The sequence below is a fragment of the Collinsella sp. OM04-5 genome (genome assembly GCF_003439125.1).
Taxonomy (GTDB): Bacteria; Actinomycetota; Coriobacteriia; order Coriobacteriales; family Coriobacteriaceae; genus Collinsella.
In genome coordinates this window covers 194,909-215,581 of the sequence record NZ_QSUU01000001.1, presented here as the reverse complement: position 1 = coordinate 215,581, position 20,673 = coordinate 194,909, and the positions used below count along the sequence as shown (strand labels likewise).

At 60.0% G+C, this 20,673-nt stretch carries 13 protein-coding genes; 2 read left to right on the top strand and 11 right to left on the bottom strand.

Features of this window, described 5'->3' with window-relative positions:
* Window positions 1-35: 35 nt before the first annotated feature.
* Window positions 36-2,594, top strand: coding sequence for a bifunctional 23S rRNA (guanine(2069)-N(7))-methyltransferase RlmK/23S rRNA (guanine(2445)-N(2))-methyltransferase RlmL (rlmKL, locus tag DXB53_RS00900; protein ID WP_117582965.1), 2,559 nt, complete (start codon window positions 36-38; stop codon window positions 2,592-2,594).
* 94 nt (window positions 2,595-2,688) lie between these two features.
* On the opposite strand, the gene DXB53_RS00895 is transcribed toward rlmKL, so the two are convergent.
* From DXB53_RS00895 to DXB53_RS00875, 5 genes are all read right to left on the bottom strand, one after another.
* Window positions 2,689-3,402: a response regulator gene (locus DXB53_RS00895; protein ID WP_199409655.1), complete on the bottom strand. Its 714-nt coding sequence runs from the start codon at window positions 3,400-3,402 to the stop codon at window positions 2,689-2,691.
* A gap of 4 nt (window positions 3,403-3,406) precedes the next feature.
* Entirely contained in the window at window positions 3,407-5,032 is a 1,626-nt protein-coding gene (locus DXB53_RS00890) for an ATP-binding protein (protein ID WP_117582964.1), read from the bottom strand.
* Between the two features lie 110 nt (window positions 5,033-5,142).
* A complete protein-coding gene (locus DXB53_RS00885; protein ID WP_117582963.1) occupies window positions 5,143-5,337 on the bottom strand; it encodes a hypothetical protein in 195 nt (64 codons plus the stop codon).
* Window positions 5,338-5,405: 68 nt separating this feature from the next.
* The gene (locus DXB53_RS00880; RefSeq protein WP_117582962.1) at window positions 5,406-7,433 is read right to left on the bottom strand and encodes a KUP/HAK/KT family potassium transporter; all 2,028 of its coding nucleotides are present in this window, start codon (window positions 7,431-7,433) and stop codon (window positions 5,406-5,408) included.
* A 164-nt stretch (window positions 7,434-7,597) separates the two neighbouring features.
* Window positions 7,598-8,446, bottom strand: a complete 849-nt coding sequence (locus DXB53_RS00875) for a nitroreductase family protein (RefSeq protein ID WP_117582961.1) — start codon at window positions 8,444-8,446, stop codon at window positions 7,598-7,600.
* Window positions 8,447-8,659: 213 nt separating this feature from the next.
* Here DXB53_RS00875 and DXB53_RS00870 point away from each other — a divergent pair, with 213 nt between their 5' ends.
* Window positions 8,660-10,960: an LTA synthase family protein gene (locus DXB53_RS00870; protein WP_117582960.1), complete on the top strand. Its 2,301-nt coding sequence runs from the start codon at window positions 8,660-8,662 to the stop codon at window positions 10,958-10,960.
* Between the two features lie 583 nt (window positions 10,961-11,543).
* Here DXB53_RS00870 and DXB53_RS00865 read toward each other — a convergent pair.
* The 6 genes from DXB53_RS00865 to DXB53_RS00840 form a co-directional block, all read right to left on the bottom strand.
* Window positions 11,544-12,242, bottom strand: coding sequence for a hypothetical protein (locus DXB53_RS00865; RefSeq protein ID WP_117582959.1), 699 nt, complete (start codon window positions 12,240-12,242; stop codon window positions 11,544-11,546).
* Between the two features lie 2 nt (window positions 12,243-12,244).
* Complete coding sequence (locus DXB53_RS00860; protein WP_117582958.1) at window positions 12,245-12,814, bottom strand: hypothetical protein; 570 nt, start codon at window positions 12,812-12,814, stop codon at window positions 12,245-12,247.
* A gap of 1 nt (window position 12,815) precedes the next feature.
* The gene (locus DXB53_RS00855) at window positions 12,816-18,296 is read right to left on the bottom strand and encodes a hypothetical protein (RefSeq protein ID WP_117582957.1); all 5,481 of its coding nucleotides are present in this window, start codon (window positions 18,294-18,296) and stop codon (window positions 12,816-12,818) included.
* A gap of 3 nt (window positions 18,297-18,299) precedes the next feature.
* On the bottom strand, window positions 18,300-18,947 hold the full coding sequence (locus tag DXB53_RS00850; RefSeq protein WP_117582956.1) for a hypothetical protein: 648 nt from the start codon (window positions 18,945-18,947) through the stop codon (window positions 18,300-18,302).
* Window positions 18,948-19,043: 96 nt separating this feature from the next.
* On the bottom strand, window positions 19,044-19,730 hold the full coding sequence (locus DXB53_RS00845; RefSeq protein WP_117582955.1) for a SipW-dependent-type signal peptide-containing protein: 687 nt from the start codon (window positions 19,728-19,730) through the stop codon (window positions 19,044-19,046).
* Between the two features lie 70 nt (window positions 19,731-19,800).
* The gene (locus DXB53_RS00840; RefSeq protein WP_255413352.1) at window positions 19,801-20,322 is read right to left on the bottom strand and encodes a signal peptidase I; all 522 of its coding nucleotides are present in this window, start codon (window positions 20,320-20,322) and stop codon (window positions 19,801-19,803) included.
* Between the last annotated feature and the right edge of the window lie 351 nt (window positions 20,323-20,673).

The following is a 20,673-nucleotide window of genomic DNA, read 5'->3' as shown; positions in this document are numbered from 1 at the left end:
CATATAATGGAGCGACGCAACCAGAGAGGTCACCCATGGAATTTTATGCAAGCTGCCCCGAGGGCTTTGAGTCCGCACTCGCCGACGAGCTTAAACGGCTCGGGCTTTCGCATGTCCGCCGTCTCAAGGGCCGCGCCACGTTTGAGGGCGAGCTCGAGCAAGGCTACCGCGCCTGCCTGTGGTCGCGCCTGGCCAGCCGCGTGTTTGTGGTGCTCGGACGCTTTGAGGCACAGGATGCCGACGAGCTGTACGATGCCGTTTACGACATTGCCTGGGAAAACATCGTCCGCCCCGGCGCCACCATTGCCATCACTGCCCGTGGTGTGACCGAGCAGCTGCGCAACACGCGCTTCTCGGCCCTGCGCGCCAAGGACGCACTGTGCGACCGCCTCGCCGAGACCACGGGCCGTCGCGCCGATGTCGATGCCGCCGACCCCGATGTCCACCTGCTGCTTTCGTTGCGTCAGCGCCGCGCGAGTATAAGCCTGGACCTTTCGGGCGACCCGCTGTTCAAGCGCCTGCCGCCCGCCGCGACCCGCGCCGGCGAGGGCACACACGTGCTGCGCCCCGACTACGCCGCCCTGGTGCTTTCGCAGGTCGGCTGGACCGCGCTATGCGAGCGCGAGCTGACGGCCGACGATTACGAGAACGAGGCTCTGCCCACGCTGGTCGACGCCTCGTGCGCCGGCGGCGGTCTGCTGCTGGAGGCCGTGAACATTCTGACCGACCGCGCCCCGGGCGCCGCACGCGGGCGCTGGGGCTTTGAGGGCTGGCAGCTGCACGACGCCGCTCTGTGGGAGCAGCTGCTCGCCGAGGCACGCGAACGCGAGGCGGCGGCGCGCGAGCGCCAGGCGCGCATCGTGGCCGTGGACATCGACCCCGCCGCCCGCAAGACCGCCGAGCGCATGGTCAAGTGCGCCGGCTACAAGCGCTTTGTCGATTTTTGCGCCGCTAAGCCCGCCACCGTGCTGGACCATGCGGGTGCTGTCGCCGGCGTTGCCGTGGTCGCAGACACCACCGAGACGCCGCTTTCGCTCACGCACGACGCCATGACGCTGGTCGGCGAGCTGCGCCGCGCGCCCGAGCTCGCTACCGCACCGGTCGCCGCGCTCACTCGCGACGGCCTTATGGCCCGCGCGCTCCATGCCGAGCCCGCGCGCTCCATCGCCGTCATGCCCAACAACGAAGAGGCGACTATCGAGGTTTGGCCCTCGCTTGACCACGCTGCCGCGGCATTTGAAGCTGCGACCAGCACGGATGCCGAGGACAAGACCGCAGATGCCGAAGACGAAGCCGCCAACACCCCCATGTCCGAACCTGCCGCCACGCTCGACCTGGGCGACGGCAAGCCGCTGCCCGTGCTCATCCCCGAGTCCGAGCAGTTCGCCAACCGCCTGCGCAAGAACGCACGCCTGCGCCGCAAGTGGGCCAAGCGCGAGGGCGTGAGCTGCTACCGCGTCTACGATGCCGACCTGCCCGATTACTCCGCCGCCATCGACCTGTACGAGGGCTGCCCGCAGACACCGGGCCGTTGGCTCGTCATCGCCGAATACGCCGCACCCAAGACCATCGACCCGGCGCTGGCCCAGGCCCGCATGCTCGATATCTTGGCCATCGCGCCGCGCATCCTGGATGTTCCGGCCGAGCACGTGCACGCCAAGGCACGCATGCGTTCGCGCGGCGGCTCGCAGTACGGCAAGCAGGGCGCCGGCAAGGGCGGCTCGGGCGAGCGCGCCAACATCGCGCGCCGTCGCCTGCCGCTCATCGAGGAAGGCGGTCTTACCTTTGCCGTCAACTTTGACGACTACCTGGACGTGGGCATCTTCTTGGACCACCGCGTCACGCGCGATCTGGTGCGCGAGCACGCCAAGCAGGCACGCCGCTTCCTCAACCTGTTCGCCTACACCGGCACCGCTACCTGCTATGCGGCCGACGGCGGCGTCGAGGAAACCGTGACGGTCGACCTCTCCAACACCTACCTGGACTGGGCCGAGCGCAACATGCGCCAGAACGGCTTTGTGGGATCGCAACACCACTTTGTGCGCGACGACGTGCTCGCCTGGATTCGCGACCAGCGCCAGACGCGCAACCGCTGGGACCTGATTTTTGTCGATCCGCCCACGTTCTCGAACTCGTCCAAGATGGGCCGCCGCACCTGGGATGTCCAGCGCGACCATGTTGAGCTTTTGGCTGGCGTATCACGCCTGCTCGCGCAGGGCGGCCATGCCATCTTTAGCTGCAACCTGCGCGGCTTCCGCCCCGAAACGCGCAAGCTCGCCCGCGCGGGCGTGGTGCTGGAGGACATTACGGCGCAGACCATCCCCGAGGACTTCGCGCGCAACCAGAAGGTGCACCACTGCTACATCGTGCGCCGCCTGCCCATCGAGGACGCCATGGCCGAAGCCGGCTTTAGCGCCGAGGAGATTGCCGAGCGAACCGAGGAACTGCGCAACCCCGAGGCCCGCAAGCCCCGTGCGGCAGTACCCGCGCACGCGCAGGCCGGCAACGGCAAGTCCAACTTTTCCGGCAAGCCCTCCCCCGCCGGCAAGCCCAAAAAGAAGAAGTTCTACGCCAGCAAGCCCAAGGGCAAATAACAAAGTTGCGGTGGAATACGGACTGTTTTGCCTGGAATTAGGCAAATTTAGACCGTATTTCACCGCAACTCATATTGGGATGGTGGTTGGCGATCTAGCCTTGGATGACCAGGCGGTAGCCAATGCCTACATGGGTTTGGATGTAACGCGGATGCGCGGGGTCGGACTCGATCTTCTTACGCAACGTGCCCATAAAGACACGCAGGCTCGCCAGGTCGCTCTTGGTCGCCGTGCCCCAAATCTCGTGCAAGATAAACTGGTGCGTCAGCACCTTGTCGGCGTTGTGCGCCAGCAAGCACAAAAGCTTGTACTCAATCGGCGTCAGATGCAGCTCCTCGCCATCCATCGTGGCGATGCCGGCATCAAAATTGATATGCAGCTCACCGGTATCGAACGAGCCCTCGGAGGCAACGCCGCCCGTTTGCGCATACGAAAGGCGCCTGAGCGTCGTGCGAATGCGCGCAAGCAGCTCCTCGACCGAAAACGGCTTGGTCAGGTAGTCGTCAGCACCGGCATCGAGCGCACGAATCTTGTCCGCATCCTCACTGCGCGCCGAGACCACAATGATCGGCATGCCCGACCATGCGCGCACCGACTCGACTACCTTGACACCGTCCATATCGGGCAGGCCCAGATCGAGCAGCACAATGCTCGGCGCCTGCGATGAGGCAGCGGCGATGGCGGCATGGGCGGTCTCCACAGCCATATGGCGCAAACCGTGCGCCTCGAGCGCGGCAACGATAAGGTTGCGGACGGCGGGATCGTCCTCAACGACCAAGATGAGCGGTTTCACGGCAGAGTTCGGCACAGCGCTACTCCTTATCAAACGAAACGTCGGCGGCGGGAAGCTCAATCGTAAAGACCGAACCGTGCGGGTCCGCCGCGGTAACCTCTATGCTACCGCCATGTGCCAGCGCAATGGAGCGGCAGAGCGAAAGCCCCAAGCCCACACTGCGGCAGCTGTCGGCCAGACCATGGTTGGCGGTATAGAACGACTCGAAGATCCGCTCGCGATCCTCGGGCGCGATGCCCGGACCATCATCGGCCACCGAGCACGCCACACGTCCATCGTCGACGCTAATCGAAATCATGATATGCGAGCCCGCAGGCGTATAGGTGATGGCGTTGTTCACCAGATTGACCACCAGCTGCACCATCAGGCGTGCATCGACGTTGACGAGCGCCGGCTCATCGCACGCCACCACCTTAAGGTCGTGCTCGCGCACGGCAGGGTTCACGTGGCGCAGCGCCTCCTCGACGATATCGTCCATGAGCTCGAGCGTGGTCGACAGGCGCATACCGCCACCCTCGAGCTTGGTGATGGCGAGCAGATTCTCGACGGTGGCGTTGAGCCACAGCGCATCCGAGCGAATGGATAGAAGCAGGCCGCGGCGCGTCTGGGCATCGAGCACCGCGGTGCCGGTCGAGCCCTGATCGAGCAGCACGTCGGCATTACCCGAAATACTGGTAAGCGGCGTGCGCAGATCATGCGAGATGGAGCGCAGCAGGTTGGCGCGCAGCTGTTCGTTTTTGGCGAGCACCGCCGCCTCCTCGCGGGCCTCCATGGCGCGGGCGCGGTCGAGCGCCAGCTCGCCTTCGCTCACGATGGCATCGGCAAGCGTCCGCTCCTCATGCGTCAGCACGTCGGGCTCGGCAACGATAGCCAGCACGCCCACCACCGAGGCGGGGTCGCCCGAACGGACGAAGCCGTCGCCCGTGCGAACCGTCAGGTAGATGCCATAAAACGTCGAGCCGCCATAGGTGGCATCGAGCGGCGTTCCCACATAGGCGGACGCCGAGAGCCGCGGCGGCATCTGCGGCGCCAGTTCATGCACCGGCGCGGCATCGCCCACGGCCGTGTATGTCGCACGCGGCAGCAGGTCATCGCCCTCGGCGTCGGCGCTGTACCACACGACCGGACAGCCCGAAAGACGCGCCAGCTGCGTTGCCATGGCATGGACAATCTGCTGCTGATCAGCGCACCGCTGCAGCATGCGGTTGGTCTCGAGCACCATATGCGTGCGGCGGTCGCTGGCGGCAGCCTGTGCCAAGGCACGGCGCAGGGCCAACGCAATCGAGCTCGACACAAGCGAGACCACGAACATGATGAAGAACATGCCGGGATAGACACGGCCGATAAACGACAGCGAGCAGCGCGGGTCGACAAACAAGAAGTTGTAGAGCGCCACGGCGGCAGCCGAGCTCAGCAAGCAATACAGGCGACTCCAGGTAAAGAATGCGCACAGCTGAACGGCGAACACATAGACGATCATGATGCTCGGCGCGAGACCCGGATGGTCGAGCAGCGCGCCCACAATCGTCGCCGCGACCAGCAACCCCGCCGATACGCAAGCGTCATACAGAGGACCGCGTCGCGTCTGCGTTGTGCGCCGCCACCAAAAGTTATCGGCAATATCGCCGTCCGCATGGACATCCATTAGCGCCCCGCCCCTCTCTCAAAACAAAAACCACCACAAAGGGACAGGCACCTTTGTGGTGGTTTCCCTTGTGGTGGTTCCAAGTGTATAGCCTTTGCAGCCGGCGGTCGCTAGACAAACAGCACGTGCGCGAGCAGGGCGCACACGCACGCCGCGACAAGCAGCGTCACCACGATCGAGATCACGCGGTCGGCCATGTCCATGTTGGCGCGATTCGTAAAGAACCGATCTTCGGCGGCGTCGGCGCGTGCCTCACGTACCAGCTCGGCCGCAAGATCGCGACCGTCAAGCCCCTTTGCATCCATGGTTTCCTCCCCAGGCTCAAACCCTGTCATTGCAAGCCGCCCGTTCGCAGCCATACCTTAAGCGTCGACTACGGGCGCTCGTCGGGAGCCAGGCGCTGCATCTTGCTCACGGCCTTAAACTTGGTGAACAGCGGCACGTACTCAAAGCTCACGTTGGAGTTCTCCAGGCCGTACCAGCGCGCAGGCGTGCCGGCGGCGCGGCGGATGATGTACTTGAGCGTGATGGCCGTACGCTCGCTGGGCTCAACGTCGCTTTCGGGCGCCAGCAGCTTGCGGATCATGACGAACTTAAACGTACCGATGTTGCCCGGATCCTTGTAGACCGAGTAGTCGTGCGTCTGCGCCGGCAGCTCGCCGCTGGCAGCCAGGTCCTGAACAACCTGACGCAGATAGGCATTGACGCGCTGGTTGATCTTGTAGCCCAGATACAGATGCACGCGGAAAACGTAGTCGGTGCCGAACGTCTCGACCGAGTAGGCAAAGGTATGCGGCTCCTCCATGGTCTCGACATTCACGAACCACCAGGCGCGAGCGCGCTTGGGGTGCTTATCCAAAATCGAGTAGACGATATCGCGGTCGATATAGTCGGTGTTGGTGTCCTTGGTCAGGTACACGATGTTGTCGCTCATGAGCTCGTAGCGATCGTCGTCGCGCAGGCGTTTGAGCTGCGGCAGATAGCTGCGCAGCGGCAGCAGCGTAAACTGACGTTGCTCGACCGCCGTGCCGTTGTACCAGCACACCATGATGCCCATGATGAGCGCGGCCATAAGGATGGTGAAATAGCCGCCGTGGAAGAACTTGGTGAGCGAGCTCACAAAGAAGAAGCCCTCGAGCATAAGGAAGAAGGCGGCAAAGATCCACGGCGCGACCTTGAGATTGCGCTCCACGTGCAGATAGAAGAAGAGCAGCATTGTCGTGCACATCATGGTCAGGGTAATGGCCAGGCCGTACGCGGCCTCCATGTGCGCCGAGTTCTGGAACAGCAGCACCACGACGACGCAGCCCACGAGCATGACGTTGTTGACCATGGGGATGTAGAGCTGGCCCTTGGTCTCGGCAGGGTAGAAGACCTGCATATGCGGCATGAGGTCCAGGCGGCTGGCCTCGGACACCAGCGAGAATGCGCCGGTGATGAGCGCCTGCGAGGCAATGATGGCCGCGACGGTGGAAAGGCCGACGGCAAAGGGGCGCAGACCCGGGGCAAGCATCTGGTAGAAGGGGTTGAGGTCGGCGATACCCATGAGCTCCGGGTTGCCGGCGTTGTTGATAAGCCACGCGCCCTGGCCCATGTAGGACAGCAGCAGGCAGCACTTAACGAACGGCCAGGTGGCATAGATGTTGCCGCGGCCCACATGGCCCATGTCGGAATAGAGCGCCTCGGCACCGGTGGTAGCGAGGAAGCAGCTGCCCAAAATCATGATGCCCGCATGGTTGTTGGGGCTCAGCAGAAAAGCGATGCCACGCAACGGGTTAAGGCACAGCAGCACCGCGGGATACTGGCAGACAAAGAACAGGCCCGTGCCGCCCAGGAACAAAAACCACAGCGTCATGATGGGGCCGAAGGCGTGACCGATCTTGGCCGTGCCGATGCGCTGCACCAAGAAGAGCGCGATGATGATGGCAAGCGTGATGGCGACGACACGACCCTGGTCGTCACCGAGCACGGCATGGACCGCCGGGATGGTGCGCAGGCCCTCGATGGCCGTGGTGACGGTAACGGCAGGCGTCAGGATGCCGTCGGCGAGGAGCGCCGCGCCGCCCAGCATGGCGGGGATGATGAGCCACTTGCCGCAGCGCTTGACCAGGCTGTACAGGGCAAAGATGCCGCCCTCGCCGTGGTTGTCGGCGCGCAGCGAGATCAGCACGTACTTGACGGTCGTCAGCAGCGTGACCGTCCACACGACAAGGGAGAGCGCGCCGAGCACGAACTCCTGCGTGACGCTTCCGATGCCGCCGTTGCCGGCAACGAGCGCCTTGGTTACATACATGGGGCTGGTGCCGATATCGCCATACACCACGCCCAGCGTGACGAGCATCGCCGAGATGCTCACAGGAATCGCAGCGTGCGAGGCTACTTCCTTTGCCTTTTGTTCCATAAGCCGGTTTCCTCCCAATTTTAACGTTCGACGGGATTATATGTAATCAGCCCATATTTTAATGGCACCGTTTTCCCAGCTAGATAAACATTTATGCGGCCTTTAGGCCACCGCGGCGATATGGAATGTGACAAAGGGACCCCCCCCCCCCTTTGTCACATTCGTCATTTTCCGAGCCAGTTTTTGAACCACCACTCCATGGAGCGGCTCATCTCGGCCATAAAGGGACTCGTGTGCTTACGGGTGTAGATGTCGACGACGCGCTCACCCACCTCGCGGGCATGCGGGCGAAACATCGCGTCCATCTCGGCCACCTGCGTGTCCATCGTCGCGGCGTCGGCGCGGCGGTAGTGCTCCTCGTGCACCAGGTTCACCACGGGATGCGCGATTGCCGGGCGCTCCTTGCGGGGTGTGCCGATGATGAGCATCGACAGCGGCATGGTATGGGCAGGCAAATCCAGCAGTGCGGCAACCTCCTCGGCGTTCTCGACGATATCTCCGATATAGCAGCTCCCCAGCCCCAGGGCCTCGGCGGCAACCACGGCGTTTTGAGCAGCGATCACGGCATCCTGCGCCGCGATGGCAAAGTCGCCCAGGCCCGGAGCACGACGGGGCGACTTGCCCGTGCGCTCTACAAACTCGGGCTCAAAGCAACCCACATGCTCAAACAGATCGATCCACTTGGCATAGTCGACTACAAATATTAATGCCCAGGGCGCCTTGGCGATCATCGGCTGGTGGTCGCACAGATCGGCCAAGCGATCGAGCGTAGCCTGCTCGCGAATGCTCACGATGGAGTACATCATCATGGCGCCTGCCGATGGCGCGCGACTCGCCGCATGCAGAATCGCCGCCCGCTGCTCGTCGGTCACCGCCACGGGACGGCCGTCGTCATCGCGCGCAAAGGCACGCGTGGAAGAACGGTGTTCCAGCGTGTCCAATACCGCGTTGCCCGTGGTCTCGACCGAATAGCCGTTCGTATCCAAAGCCGCCGCACAAACCTGCTCGCCCATTGCCCCATCCCTGCCATTTCTTTAAGAAGCCATTACGTTTCCGTGTAATTCCCGTCCATTATCGCGCAGGTCGCCACTACATTGCGCCACACCGCCACACGCGCGCGTTAATATGGCTGGTTGTTGTGCGCAGCCACCAATTGCTGCGCATATCTTGGTAACAATCGGGTAAATCCCCGCTTTCGTAGGTTTTAGTTTGTGAGGAGTCTCAGCATGTTCGCTGCCGCCATCTCGCTCGTCGGTCTTGCGGCGACCGTCTACCTTGTCTTGCGCGAGGCCAAGGCCATTTGCGCAAAGTCGGGCACCGTTGCCAAAAGCGCTCTTGGGTGGAGCGTCGCCTTCGGCCTGTTCCAGCTCTTTTTGACCATTTGGGGCGCCATTGGCCTCGTCGCTCAAAACGAGCCGCTCGCCTTTGTGATGCTCATCCTGACCAACGCCATTCTCACCGGATGCGCTTGGGCCAGCATCGCCCGCGACCGCATCGCACCGCGCGTCTTTGCGTTCGCCTCGGCCGACGCTCCCGCCCCCACTGGCAAGCTCGCCCGCCTGCGCGGCGCCTTTGTGGGCAAACCGCTCGTCGCCGCCGTCCTGTGCCTGCTGCTCGCCGGCGTCTTTGCGCTGCTGGGCATGGAGGTCTCGTCCAACCACGACTTTACCTGGGTCTACCCCCTGTGCATCCTGCTCGAGTGGGCCATCATCACCGTGCTCATGACCGGCTTGTTCTTCCTATTCCAGCGCCACGGCGCAGCTCCCGCCGTCTTGGCCTTTGCCCTCTTTGTCCTGGGCATTGCCGAGTTCTTCGTCATCACGTTTAAATCCATGCCCATCCAGCCGGGCGACCTTTCGGCCATCTCCACCGCCGCCGCGGTCGCCGGCAACGGCTACACCTTCTCGATCTCGCTGTTCTGCGTGCTGTCCATGGGCTTTACCGCCATCGCCATGCTGCTGTGCGAGTACGCCGGCCTGGTGGCACCGCACCGTCAGAAGGGTGCCGCCAACGCCAAGCGCATGCTGCTCACCAACCTGCTCGTGGCAGTGCTGTGCCTGGGCGGCGTAACCGCGCATGTCACGCTCATCGACTACTACAACACCCTCGGCATCACCGTCTACACCTGGCGCCCGCTCGAGAGCTACTGGCGCGAGGGCTACCTGCCCGCTTTCATTAGCGCAGCGCAGTCCATCAAGCCGCCCAAACCCGCCGACTACTCCGTCGACGATGCCAAGGCCACGCTCAAAAAGTACGCCAAGGCCTACGACAAGTCCGACGCGGCCAAGAGCGACGAGCGCGCCGCCGCAAAGGAGCAGTTCGACAGCGAGAAGCCCACGGTCATCGCCATCATGAACGAGACCTTCTCGGATCTGTCAATCTACCAGAACATGCGCGCCGGCTACGAGGGCCCGCAGTACTTTAAGAGCCTGTCCAACTGCCTCAGCCGTGGCAAGCTCTACGTGAGCGCCTACGGCGGCGGTACCGCCAATACCGAGTTTGAGTTTATGACCGGCAACTCCATGGCCAACCTGGGCTCGGGCGTGTACCCCTACACCATCTACAACATGGAAACGACCGGGAACCTGGCAGAGCAGTTCAAGTCGCTCGGATATTCCACCACGGCCATGCACCCCAACCACGCGACCAACTGGAACCGCGAGAACGTCTACAAGGACTTTGGCTTTGACCAGTTCCTGTCCATCAACGACTTCCAGGGTGCCGACACCCTGCGCGGCATGGTGACCGACCAGGCGACATACGACAAGATTCTTGAGCTGCTCGACCAGAACGCCGACCCGCAGTTCATCTTCGACGTGACCATGCAGAACCACTCGGGCTACGACACGGGCCTGCTGCCGGTCGACAAGCAGATGCACCTGAACATCGACACGACCGACCTGGATGCCAAGACCGTCGAGGATGGCACGCTGTCCGATGTCGACGAGTATGTCTCGTGCATCGAGCAGTCCGATCAGGCGCTGCGCTACTTCCTCAACGCCCTGAGCAAGCTCGACCGTAAGGTGGTCGTGGTGTTCTGGGGCGACCATCAGCCGTTCTTCCCGTCCAAGTTCAACGATAAGTGGTTTACCGGCGAGGACGACGCCACCCACCAGGAACGCTTGTGGCAGACCGACTACATCATCTGGGCTAACTACGACGTTGCCGGTTGCGACCAGACGAGTGAGGTCGACGACCTGTCCACCAACTATCTGTCCACCCAGCTGATGCAGCTGATCGGCGCACCGCTGACCGACTACCAGAAGGCGCATATGACATTGCGCGAGTCGCTGCCCGCCATCAACTCCGTCGGCTACGAGGACGCCAGCCTGCGCTGGGCGCTCTCCTCCAACGTCACCGGTGATGACGCCGTCGCCGCTGCTGCCACCAAGGCGCGCGAGGATTACGCCAAGATGCAGTATTACGAAATGTTCCGCGACGGCAAGAACGTCTACACCGAGCACTTCCAGACCGAGGCCAACGAAACCGACCCTAACTTGGCACCGGGTACGACCAAGATCAAATAGCGGCTAGCTGCGAGTTCATAACTGAAACGTCTGTCCGGGCGGAGGCATATAAGGTTCCCTGCTCGGACAGTCCTGCGCAAGACGAAGGCCACATTAAGTGGCCTTCTTTGTATTCGGAAAGTGTGTCCCGGAATCTGCCTTCGGAATGGGACGCAGTTTCCGCTTGAGGGCCTGTTGGGAAAGCGCATCCCACTTCAAGAGTAAATTCCGGGTCGCACTTTCCGCTAAGGCTCTCAACCGGAAAGTGCATCCCATTCCAAGCCTTAATTCCGGGACATAGTTTCCGGACAAGACATCAACCGGAAAGTGGGGACCACTCTGAGCGCCGATTCTGGGACACACTTTCCGAAACACCGCCCATCCGGAAAGCCCGTCCCACTCCGAATACATCCAGGCATAAAATCATCAGCTTATTAGGCCTTCTATCAATAAAGAGACACCCTCCCGAGCGGCGGGCTCGAAGTTCATCGCGAGTTCCGCACGCAAAGAAGGCCACTTAATGTGGCCTTCGTCTTGCGCAGGACTGTAGAGCAGGGAACTTCGTGCCAGCCGCCCGGGAGGGCGTTGCGTTTAGAAGATGGACCTAGTACTTATCCCTCCGGGACAAAAGTAGCGCGGCTATAAAAGCGATGCTGGCAAGAGTTAGCAAAACTAAAAGCAACGTGAGCGTGTTGTCGCCCGTTGCCGCCAGACCAAGCAAGCCGGGCTTCTTGCTGTCAGCAGACTGCACGGGAATCTTCTCGCCATCGTCCTCGGCGGTAATCTCCCAGCGAATGGTCTTGTTTGCGTCGGCAAGCTCGTTGCCCACCGACGTCGGAACGCTTAGCTGCAGATTAAGCACCGTGCTGTCATCGCTCGTAAACGTGGCGATTTGCGTGGGATAGGCGAACACGCTGCCCGGTGTTCCTGTCTGGAGCCAACCTGCAGAGGCATCGCCCACAGTCGCCGTTAAGGTGATGGGCGATAGCAGATGTGCCGTCTCGTGATCGACAACAGCCCGCACAAACACACGTACCTGGGACTTTACACCCGTGGTACGAACCCCAATCTGTTGCTCGCGTACATCGCCGGGCATTAGATCTTTAAAGGCTGGAAACAGATCGGGCTCCCCCGAGGAGTCCGTCGCTCCCGATACCGTTAGCTGGCGTGCATTTCCGTCATAGGCAATCGTGGGAACGTCAGCAAACGCACGTGCAGGAACGGCAAGCGCGATAAGGCAGACGATTGCCGCCATCACGCAGCGCAAGGAACACACAACGTCTTTACGAATCGGAGAAGCCATACCTACGCACCTCCATGCGGCGGCACCAGCACGCCATCCTTGACTGTACAGCCCCATGCCTCTGCAACTGCATCGTCGGGCGTGGATTGAATTGCTTGGGTCGAAATGTCAACGACCAGGTTCTTCCCATCTGCCTTCTGCTCAGTCACGCTCTTGATGAGCACATCGGTTTTGCCCATCGGAGCAACGGGAGACGTCCAGTAGTAGTACCCGTCGGACGCGACAACCCAAGACGAGGCGGTGTTGGAAGCAGATGCCTTGGACACACTGCCCCAGTCAATGACGTAGTCGGTGCCGGCAACTGGCTCATCCCACAGGCGTGCGCCATCCTGGTCCTGCCAGTAGATATCCACTGCAGCACGAATATAGGCGGGCGCAGTACCCGTGTTCTTCGCCTTGACATCGCTTTTCACTTTGCCGTTGAGCGTTTCCTGAACCGATGGCGTCACCGATCCGATGCCGAACTGGTTGACCAGCACGCCCGTAACCGAAAGCCAGGCCAACGTGCCTGCCGTACCGGCCAGGAGGATAACCCCCACCAGCAAGGCGATGATGCGCTTGCGCTTGGACATGCTAATCCTCCTTCTTTGCTACGTTGCCGTTGCTCCAAACGTTATGGGCACGATCGCTGCCGTCGATCCATTTGTCGTTCACACGCGTGTTCGTGCAGGTGAACGTGGCATCGTTCGCGCTCGATGCAGACGAAATCGTCAGCTCGGCAGTTTTACCGGGCGCCTTGCCCGGCGTGCTCAGCTCACCCTGGTAGCGCCATGCCCAAGCCGTATCTTCCTCGACGGTATAGATGCCAGCCGGAGCGGCGAACTGCACGCTGCCGACATAGCAAGTTTCACCGTTTTCGTCGCGCTGCTCGCTAACTTTCACCTCGACCATGCGCGTCTCGGCAGGAGAATCCTGCGACATCTTTCGCGTTACCTTAAAGCGGAACGTTTGCCCCATAGCGCTGGCATCGGTCGTCTTTTTAACGATCGTCAGCGCATGAGTCTGGGCAAAGTTGAACACGGCTTTGCCGGGGCCCTGATCGCCCTCGCCCGTCTTCTTGGACTCCAGACGGTTGGCCAGGTCGAACGAGCCGTCACCCGAACCAAGGCTGTAGAGCGAGACAAACTTGCCGTTTACGGGCTCTTCCGCCACAGAAACACCCTCTGTACCAGGCCCGTAGCTTGCCCGCATTACCGTAACGGTCAGCCGCGTTCCCATAAACGGCTTGGCAAAGCAGACCTTAAACGGCGCCTTGTCGGCACTGTCATCGACGGTGTTGGCGGCGGCGGGATCGAGCAGCCACTTAAGCTGGGCGGTCATGGTTTCGGACTTCGCGGGATCAGACGTATCTTTGGCAACCACGCGATATGTAACGGGATACAGGTCCATGTCGCCCTTAATTGGCTCGTCCTTAAACACATCCCAAGGCTTCGTATCACCATCGGCGCCCACATATCGCCACTCCAAGAAGAGCTCACGCATATCGCCATTGGCGGCCGCACGCTCATCGAGCAGCGCGACGATCTTGGAATGGGCGTCCGGGTCGTATGCCACGGACTTTTGCTCCATCATGGGATTCCCGCTGTTGTCATAGACGGGGCGGCCGTTCTCATCCATTTTGGGAACATCAACCGTATAGACGAAGCCGGACTTGCCGTCCTGCGCACGCTCGTCGCCCGAGTCGACCGTCGCCGTAAAGAGAACCGACCCGTCGACACCGTGATAGCGCACCTTATGCGGCGCAATCTTGTACACCGCAGTGTACATCGCGCTCTTAAAGGGCTCATTGCCCTCGAGGGGATACTTGTCGTCACCGGTCATCAGGGTGTACTTGTTATCGGATTCATAGTCACGCGACCAGCAGACAAAGTCGTACTTGGTGCCATCCTTGCCGACAACCTCAGTTGCAGCTTTTACCTCCAGCGAAATTTGATCACCAGAGTCGGTCCGCGAAAGATAACGCACAGAACCGGGGTCATCCAGATTGGCATCGATATTCGATTGAACACGCACCGCGCTGGCGCGGTAGACCGGATACAACTCCATGGGGGCCTTGACCACGGTGCTTTTATTCACCATGGAAACGTCGTCCGACCAAACGACATAACCGTTGCCAGCTACCGGCTTAGTTTCCGTCCAGCCCACGAAGGCATTGTATGCGTTTGTTGCAGCATCGATATCGCCGACGTTATACGTTGGCAGCGGGATGCCGTCCTTAAGGCTGCCGAGAGAATCGCCCTGCTGGGCTACCTTACCGTCCACATCCCTGGCATTGAGATGGTACACAACCGCCAACGGCGAATAGTACGCCACGAATGTATAGGCTCCGCCAGGTTCCACCGGATAAGAGCAAGTACCATGCTCCACATCGTAGGGAAGCGTCTTGATCTCGCCGTTCGGAAGCTCGATCTCAACCTTCTGCAACTTATACAGCTCACCGCCTGCTTTATAAACCGGCGTCGTAACGTCAGGGGTCACCGTTGCCGTAGCAGGATTGGTGTCCGCGTTGATAACGGGAGCGATGTTGTAGCTAGGCACATTGACCTTGTCCGTACCCTCAAAACCTGCGCGATGCAGGTTGGTGGTGTAGCTGACGTCGTACTTTGCGTAGACGGGATAGGCATCCTGCCACTGGGTGACCTTGGACTCGTCGGTCGCCAGATACGGCTCTGCCTTATCCGGATCACTCGTCACATAGGAGTCGCCGGCGACGTCGTAGATATACTTCCAGACGTCAGAATCCTTCTGAACCTCGGCGGTCGAAATCCAGCCCAGGAACTTATAGCCCGGCACGGCCATGTCGGCATCGGTCGGGGAAGCTTCGAGGGTCAGGGGGCTCTCATACGATCCCTTCTCACCATCTTCTGGCTTTTCGGCCACTTTAACCGACTTATTAACATGCGGGTAGTAATACGTGAACGTCGGATCCGCCCCGTTCACCTTGGTCTGCAGCAAGTTACTCTCATAGCGCCGCGTGGCAGTCCTCACGACATTATCGCCCTTGTTGTAGAAATTAACGTCCGTGGTAATCATCGCGCGAACGTAGTACTTCTTATCTGTACGCACCATGCTCTCGATGGGATTTTTCACATATGTCCAATATTCACCATCGCGCTCAAGCGTCCAGAAATTCAGGCGATAGCGATCATTCACCGGTTTGACCGTTACGTTCAGCGAAGCCGAAGTCCAAGTATCGCTTAGCGTTGCAGCGCCTGGAAAATCGGTATCGGCATAGAGGTTTTTTAGAGTATCGGCTCCCGTATCGTTTTTAACGTTGTGCGAGTACGCGTTAAGGGGACTCACGACAAGGGTTTCCTTCGTGAAGCGCGTGCCACACGTTTCATAACTATCCTTTATACCGTGGTCAACATGCTCCGGGCCCCAGTGGACGACGTTTTCACGCACGAAGGTACTACCGACGTTTTCCTCAAAGGGCGTTTGATAGCGATTCCAAACGGAACAAAGTAGCTTGCTGTCCGTAAACTCATGGTTGGTATAAGCCCGAACGTAATAATCCACTCGGTACTCAAAGCGGGCGATGTAGGTATGCGGCGCGGTTAAATCGACATCGGCGGGGAGCGTATAGCTGGGGTCGCGGCTTACGCGCACCTCGAGCGGGGCATCCTCGGTTCCCTTGTTTTCATACCAACCCAGGAAACGATAGCCGTCGGGCAGCTGGCCCTCCTCGGATATAGCTTTACCGGATACGTCGAGCACCCGTACGGTATACGCGCTTGTGCCATCCTCGGCAGTCTCAACCTTAACGTCAGTTTTGCCCACACCGTCGCGCCGAGTCTGATCGTCGGTTGCATCCTGCTCATTGCCCTCAAACACCGTCATGATGTTCGACACATAGTCGGTGTACACCGGATAAAAATCGGTAGGACCAAGCACAGTGATCTCGGTGCCGGCAGGATAGAACGCACCGGCGTTTTTTAGCTCGGCAAGCTTAGGCGAGGTGATGGCCGCGTAACCGCCATGCATCCCGGCCTCGCCACTCGGCTGCGTCGTCCAACCGATAAAGGTGGCGCTGGCGGAAAGAGTGCCGCGGTCCGCAGGGGCAGCCGGCGTTAAACCGACGCCATAGCGGTACCAGTCCGTCGACTTGTCGTGCTCCTCGCCGCTCTGCCACGCGAGCGTCTCGCCCTTGACGTTATAGAACAGTACCTGCGCCTCGTACGAAGCAATAAACAGGTCGTTGCCCTTAAAGGCCTCGGCCCCCTTCGCGTTATCGGCGGTATAGGTCGACGTTATCTCGTGCGCTTCGTTCTTCTGGACCTGCTTGCCAGCCTTAACGGCATCGGCATCGGTCTTGCCGTTAAACCAGGCGTTATCGGCATCGATACGGTTCACATTGACTCCGGACTCGCGGAACCAGCCCATGAAGCGATAACCGCCGTTGGCATCGGTCAAGCCCTTGGGCTTTGCGGAGGTATCCTGCCTAAACGTCACCGATGTATCGCCCTGGGCCAAGCCCTGGGCCGTTCCCGCCAGCACGGCGCTCACGGCAAAGGCGTACGGATCCGAGGTCGCTTGATCAATACCGAGTTTGGTTGCCGTAATTGTCGCGGTACCCGCACCGGGAAAATCGATCGTCGCCTTAACGCTCTGGCCATGCACAGGAATATTCAGCTTGTAATCCATCGCCCACTCATTGGGGTGCGGGCCATCCAGGGTCCCGTCGTTAGCAGTCGAGCGCATGGTGCCGGCACAGAAGTCGTAGTCGTGCTCTTCCCACAGCTCGCGCGTGGTGTAGCGCTCGTCATCCCATGGACCATAGCCATCACCCTTGGTGGTGCCATCGCCGCCAAACGAGGGGATTTTCTTTTTAGCAGGGTTGCCCTGGCTGTTGCCAGAAAGGCTCACGCTCGGCTTAAAGTAGCATTCGGTAACCGTGGCGTCACCCTTGTTGGCGCGCGCAGCAATACCGCCCAGGTTCACATCGTTTTGAATGATGGGGATCACGGCGATGGGATTGTACTGACGCGAGCTCAAGTCACCCGCAAAATGGCTGCGAACGAGCTCGTTGCCCTCGGCCGTCAGAATACGACCCGCCAGGCCACCCGTCCATGCGCGCGTCACGGAGACAACGCCCACGTACGACGCGGCATAGCTGTAGCACTGCGCCGTCGAGAAGCAGTCGATAATCTTGGCGTTACCCGCCATGCAGCCCACAAAACCCGAGGCATACACGTTGTTGCCGCCCAGAGCGCCAACAGCCACGTCGTACTTATTGGTGACGTCGGTCATGCCATTCGCGGCAATCGAGCCGTCCTTCTTGCGCGTAGGTGTAACGCGGCAGTACTCAATCGTCGAATTTGTAACATAGCCGGCAAACGCCGCCATATACAGACCCTCACCGCCGAGCGCCTGCACGCCCGAGGTCGTATTGTTGACGGCACGGCCGCCACGGACCTCGCAGTTGTAGAGGGTGCAGCCGTCGAGCTCGCCGGCGATGAGACCGCCCTCAAAGCCTGCGTTGGTAATGAGGTTGAGAGCATTGTTGGCGCAGGTCACGTGCAGCGTGCTCTCCATGACCATAACGTTTTCGAAGCGCGTTTTGACGGCCTTGCCCACGATAATGCCACCGCGGAAGTCCGCCCACACGTTGGCGTCCTTGACCAGGAAGTTTTTGATGGTGGCACCGTTGGTCTCGGCAAAAAATCCCGTATCGCGCTCGGGGTCAAAAGCGTCTTTATCGTAGCTCAGGCCCTCAACGGTGTGGTTTTGACCATCGAACACGCCCTTAAACGGATGCTCCTTGTTGCCAAACGACAGATGCTTAACGGTGTGCGAGACAATGGTCTTCATGTCGTCATCATTAAGCACGATATCGTTATCGAGATAAACGCGCCAGCCGGACGTATCGCGCTCACGCGAAAGCGCCACGTACACCAAAAAGTCGTTCGCGTTTTTGATGTGGTATTCGTTTGTGTTCTCGGGCACGTCCTCGGCATGCACCACCGTTGGCAGCGCCATAACGCAGCAAAGGGCAATCGCCGCGACGGCAACTAGCCTGCTAAGCACGCCCCGGTTCATGTTCTTGATCTTCATAGGCTAGTTCGCCTCCGGCCAGCCCGCGACGTCAAGCACGTCGAGGACGGTATCGCTTGCCTGCTGGTTTTTGGCCTGCACGGCCTGAACATCGATATCGAGCCTGAATGAGCCGCCGCGCGCGGCATCGTGGTAGTCGCCCACAAAGCGCAGCGAGTCCATGAGGCTTTCCGTCATGGCGCCGGGGTCGAGCACGCCGCCACGCCCATCCAATCCGCGGTAGTAGTACCACCCATCGCCGCCATCGATCCACGGGGACCCCTCGCCCGCGTCCACATGAAACGCAACGTTGCCCGAGGCATCCGCGCACGAGCCGTCGGGTGCCACTGACTTCATGCGCAGGCGCGCGCGAACGTACTCAGGCTGCGAGCCGACGTTCTCCACGCGCACAATGCGGCTGATGTCAGAACCCCCGGCTTTGGTGTCGGGATAGTCCCCGTGCTCGTTGGGCTCAAACGGAATCTCCTCGCCCTGCTCGTTGAGGGTGTATTCGCAGACTCGTACCTTCACGCTGCCAAACGATAGAACGTTGTTCGCCGGAACCATATCAACGGTAAAAGCCAGCGTGCCGCACAGGCACGCCAGGGCCAACAGCGCCATCGCGGCAAGCGCCAAGGTGCGTTTCTGATTGTCGGAAAGATTATTGAGCATTACGTTCGCCAGTCGTCGATAAAAAGGGGGACCGAGATCCCGACCCGAGTATAGGGGTGGGAGCGGGCCGGGATCTCAGTGGAGGGGGTTGGATTACTACAGGCCCTTAGCCCAATCCTTGGCAGCAACCTCAGCAGACGCAGCCGAGCCCTCAGTGGTGCTGTCTGCAGCGTAAACGAAGCAGTTGACCGTCATCTTGGCATCCTTGGCGAAATCCTTTTGCTCGGTCTCCTTGGGCGTAGTCACATTGCTGAACAGCTCACCGGTCCACTTGTCCTCGGTCTTGCTGGCAATAAGCGGAGTTGCCTCGGTCCCATCGCCAACATAAACGAAAAGGCCACCGAGATAATGAGTCGGCTCTCCCTCAACGGTGGTCGCTTCAACGGCCTTCCAGCCAGAGTTAATGGTGAAGTAAGTCTTCCTGGAATTAGGAGTCCCAGCAGACGCCGTCTCGTTCTTCACGAAAACGTACACATAAGCGTTTTCGGATCCCTTGCCAATACCGACATTAGGATTCTTAGGAACAGACACGCCAGGGGCGAGCTTGGAGTTCGCAACCCAGTTAGTCTCGGTCAGGTTGCCGTTGACCTTAGTGTTATCATCCGGAAGCGGCTGACTCGGATGATCGGGATCGGTAGTGGGCTTGTTAATGCCCGCAGTAGTGAAGTTGTTGGGCAGGCTCGACTGCGCCGTCAGCCATGCATACGTTCCCACGCCGGCAGCCAATACCAGCAGCAACAGGGCGGCAATGATGCCGTAGCGCTTTTTCTTCTTGTTTTCCATCGTTCTCTTCCTTTCGAGAATCGTTTTCCCCGGCAACGGCCCCTACCGCCGCCGACGCTTTTCCCTGCCGCTATGAACGCCGCTCCCTCGCATGCGCGCGGGCATGCTTGCCCGCAGGCTCGTCGGGAACCACCCGATCGAGCACAATCGACGCCGCGACCAGCAGCGCCAGAACGGCCACCACAACAAGCAAACCGGGCATCGTCGTGCAATATGCGTTAACGAAGCCCAGGTAAGGGACACAAAAAGAAACGACACCGATCACGCGTGAAAAAGGCGTCTGCTCGGCGTCGTGCATGATGGTTCCATCTGCATTTTTGTTTGCGATTCCCTGCGTGCTAATCGTCTGCGCCACAGGGTCGATCTCGTACACCTGATGCGTCACCACGGCACCGTCCGATCGGTAAAAGGTTGCATTGTCGCCCACGGCAATATCCGCTGGCTCAACTTGGCGAACAAACACCATGGAGCCAACGGGAAGCTCGGGTTCCATAGAGCCAGAAAGAACAGCAAAGGGCGTGTATCCAAATGCGCGAGGCACAAAAGAAACAACGGCAAGGGCTATGACAAGCGCGAACGCCAAGCTACTCAAAAGTGCAATAAATCGTTTGAGTCTACGCGCAGCCAAAGTGATAATTCATCCCCCTTGAGGCCCTATTCGACCCATCCAAAGGTCAGCAAGTTTCAACAGGAACCGCAAGGCGCTTGAAAAGTGAGTTCGAAATAAGCCAATTTGGAATCTTTTCCTAATAAAAACATAGCGATGTGCTACACATTTTTCAATGTTTTGTCGTTAAATGCTACTTATTTTGGCGTAAGTGGTCATTTATCCCCAAATTGGTCTGTTTTATCCAATATCTGTGACTAACCCCCTATGCAATTCGTCCATAGAGGGTTAAATATTTTGAAAAACCAAGATATCGTACCCCCCCCCCCCCCCCCC

Bases quoted from the DNA above. Each gene is read 5' to 3' on its own strand.
- DXB53_RS00875 (WP_117582961.1), bottom strand. From the start codon at position 8,446: ATGGGCGAGCAGGTTTGTGCGGCGGCTTTGGATACGAACGGCTATTCG.
- rlmKL (WP_117582965.1), top strand. From the start codon at position 36: ATGGAATTTTATGCAAGCTGCCCCGAGGGCTTTGAGTCCGCACTCGCC.
- DXB53_RS00845 (WP_117582955.1), bottom strand. From the start codon at position 19,730: ATGGAAAACAAGAAGAAAAAGCGCTACGGCATCATTGCCGCCCTGTTG.
- DXB53_RS00865 (WP_117582959.1), bottom strand. From the start codon at position 12,242: ATGGCTTCTCCGATTCGTAAAGACGTTGTGTGTTCCTTGCGCTGCGTG.
- DXB53_RS00880 (WP_117582962.1), bottom strand. From the start codon at position 7,433: ATGGAACAAAAGGCAAAGGAAGTAGCCTCGCACGCTGCGATTCCTGTG.
- DXB53_RS00885 (WP_117582963.1), bottom strand. From the start codon at position 5,337: ATGGATGCAAAGGGGCTTGACGGTCGCGATCTTGCGGCCGAGCTGGTA.
- DXB53_RS00860 (WP_117582958.1), bottom strand. From the start codon at position 12,814: ATGTCCAAGCGCAAGCGCATCATCGCCTTGCTGGTGGGGGTTATCCTC.
- DXB53_RS00870 (WP_117582960.1), top strand. From the start codon at position 8,660: ATGTTCGCTGCCGCCATCTCGCTCGTCGGTCTTGCGGCGACCGTCTAC.
- DXB53_RS00850 (WP_117582956.1), bottom strand. From the start codon at position 18,947: ATGCTCAATAATCTTTCCGACAATCAGAAACGCACCTTGGCGCTTGCC.
- DXB53_RS00855 (WP_117582957.1), bottom strand. From the start codon at position 18,296: ATGAAGATCAAGAACATGAACCGGGGCGTGCTTAGCAGGCTAGTTGCC.
- DXB53_RS00890 (WP_117582964.1), bottom strand. From the start codon at position 5,032: ATGGATGTCCATGCGGACGGCGATATTGCCGATAACTTTTGGTGGCGG.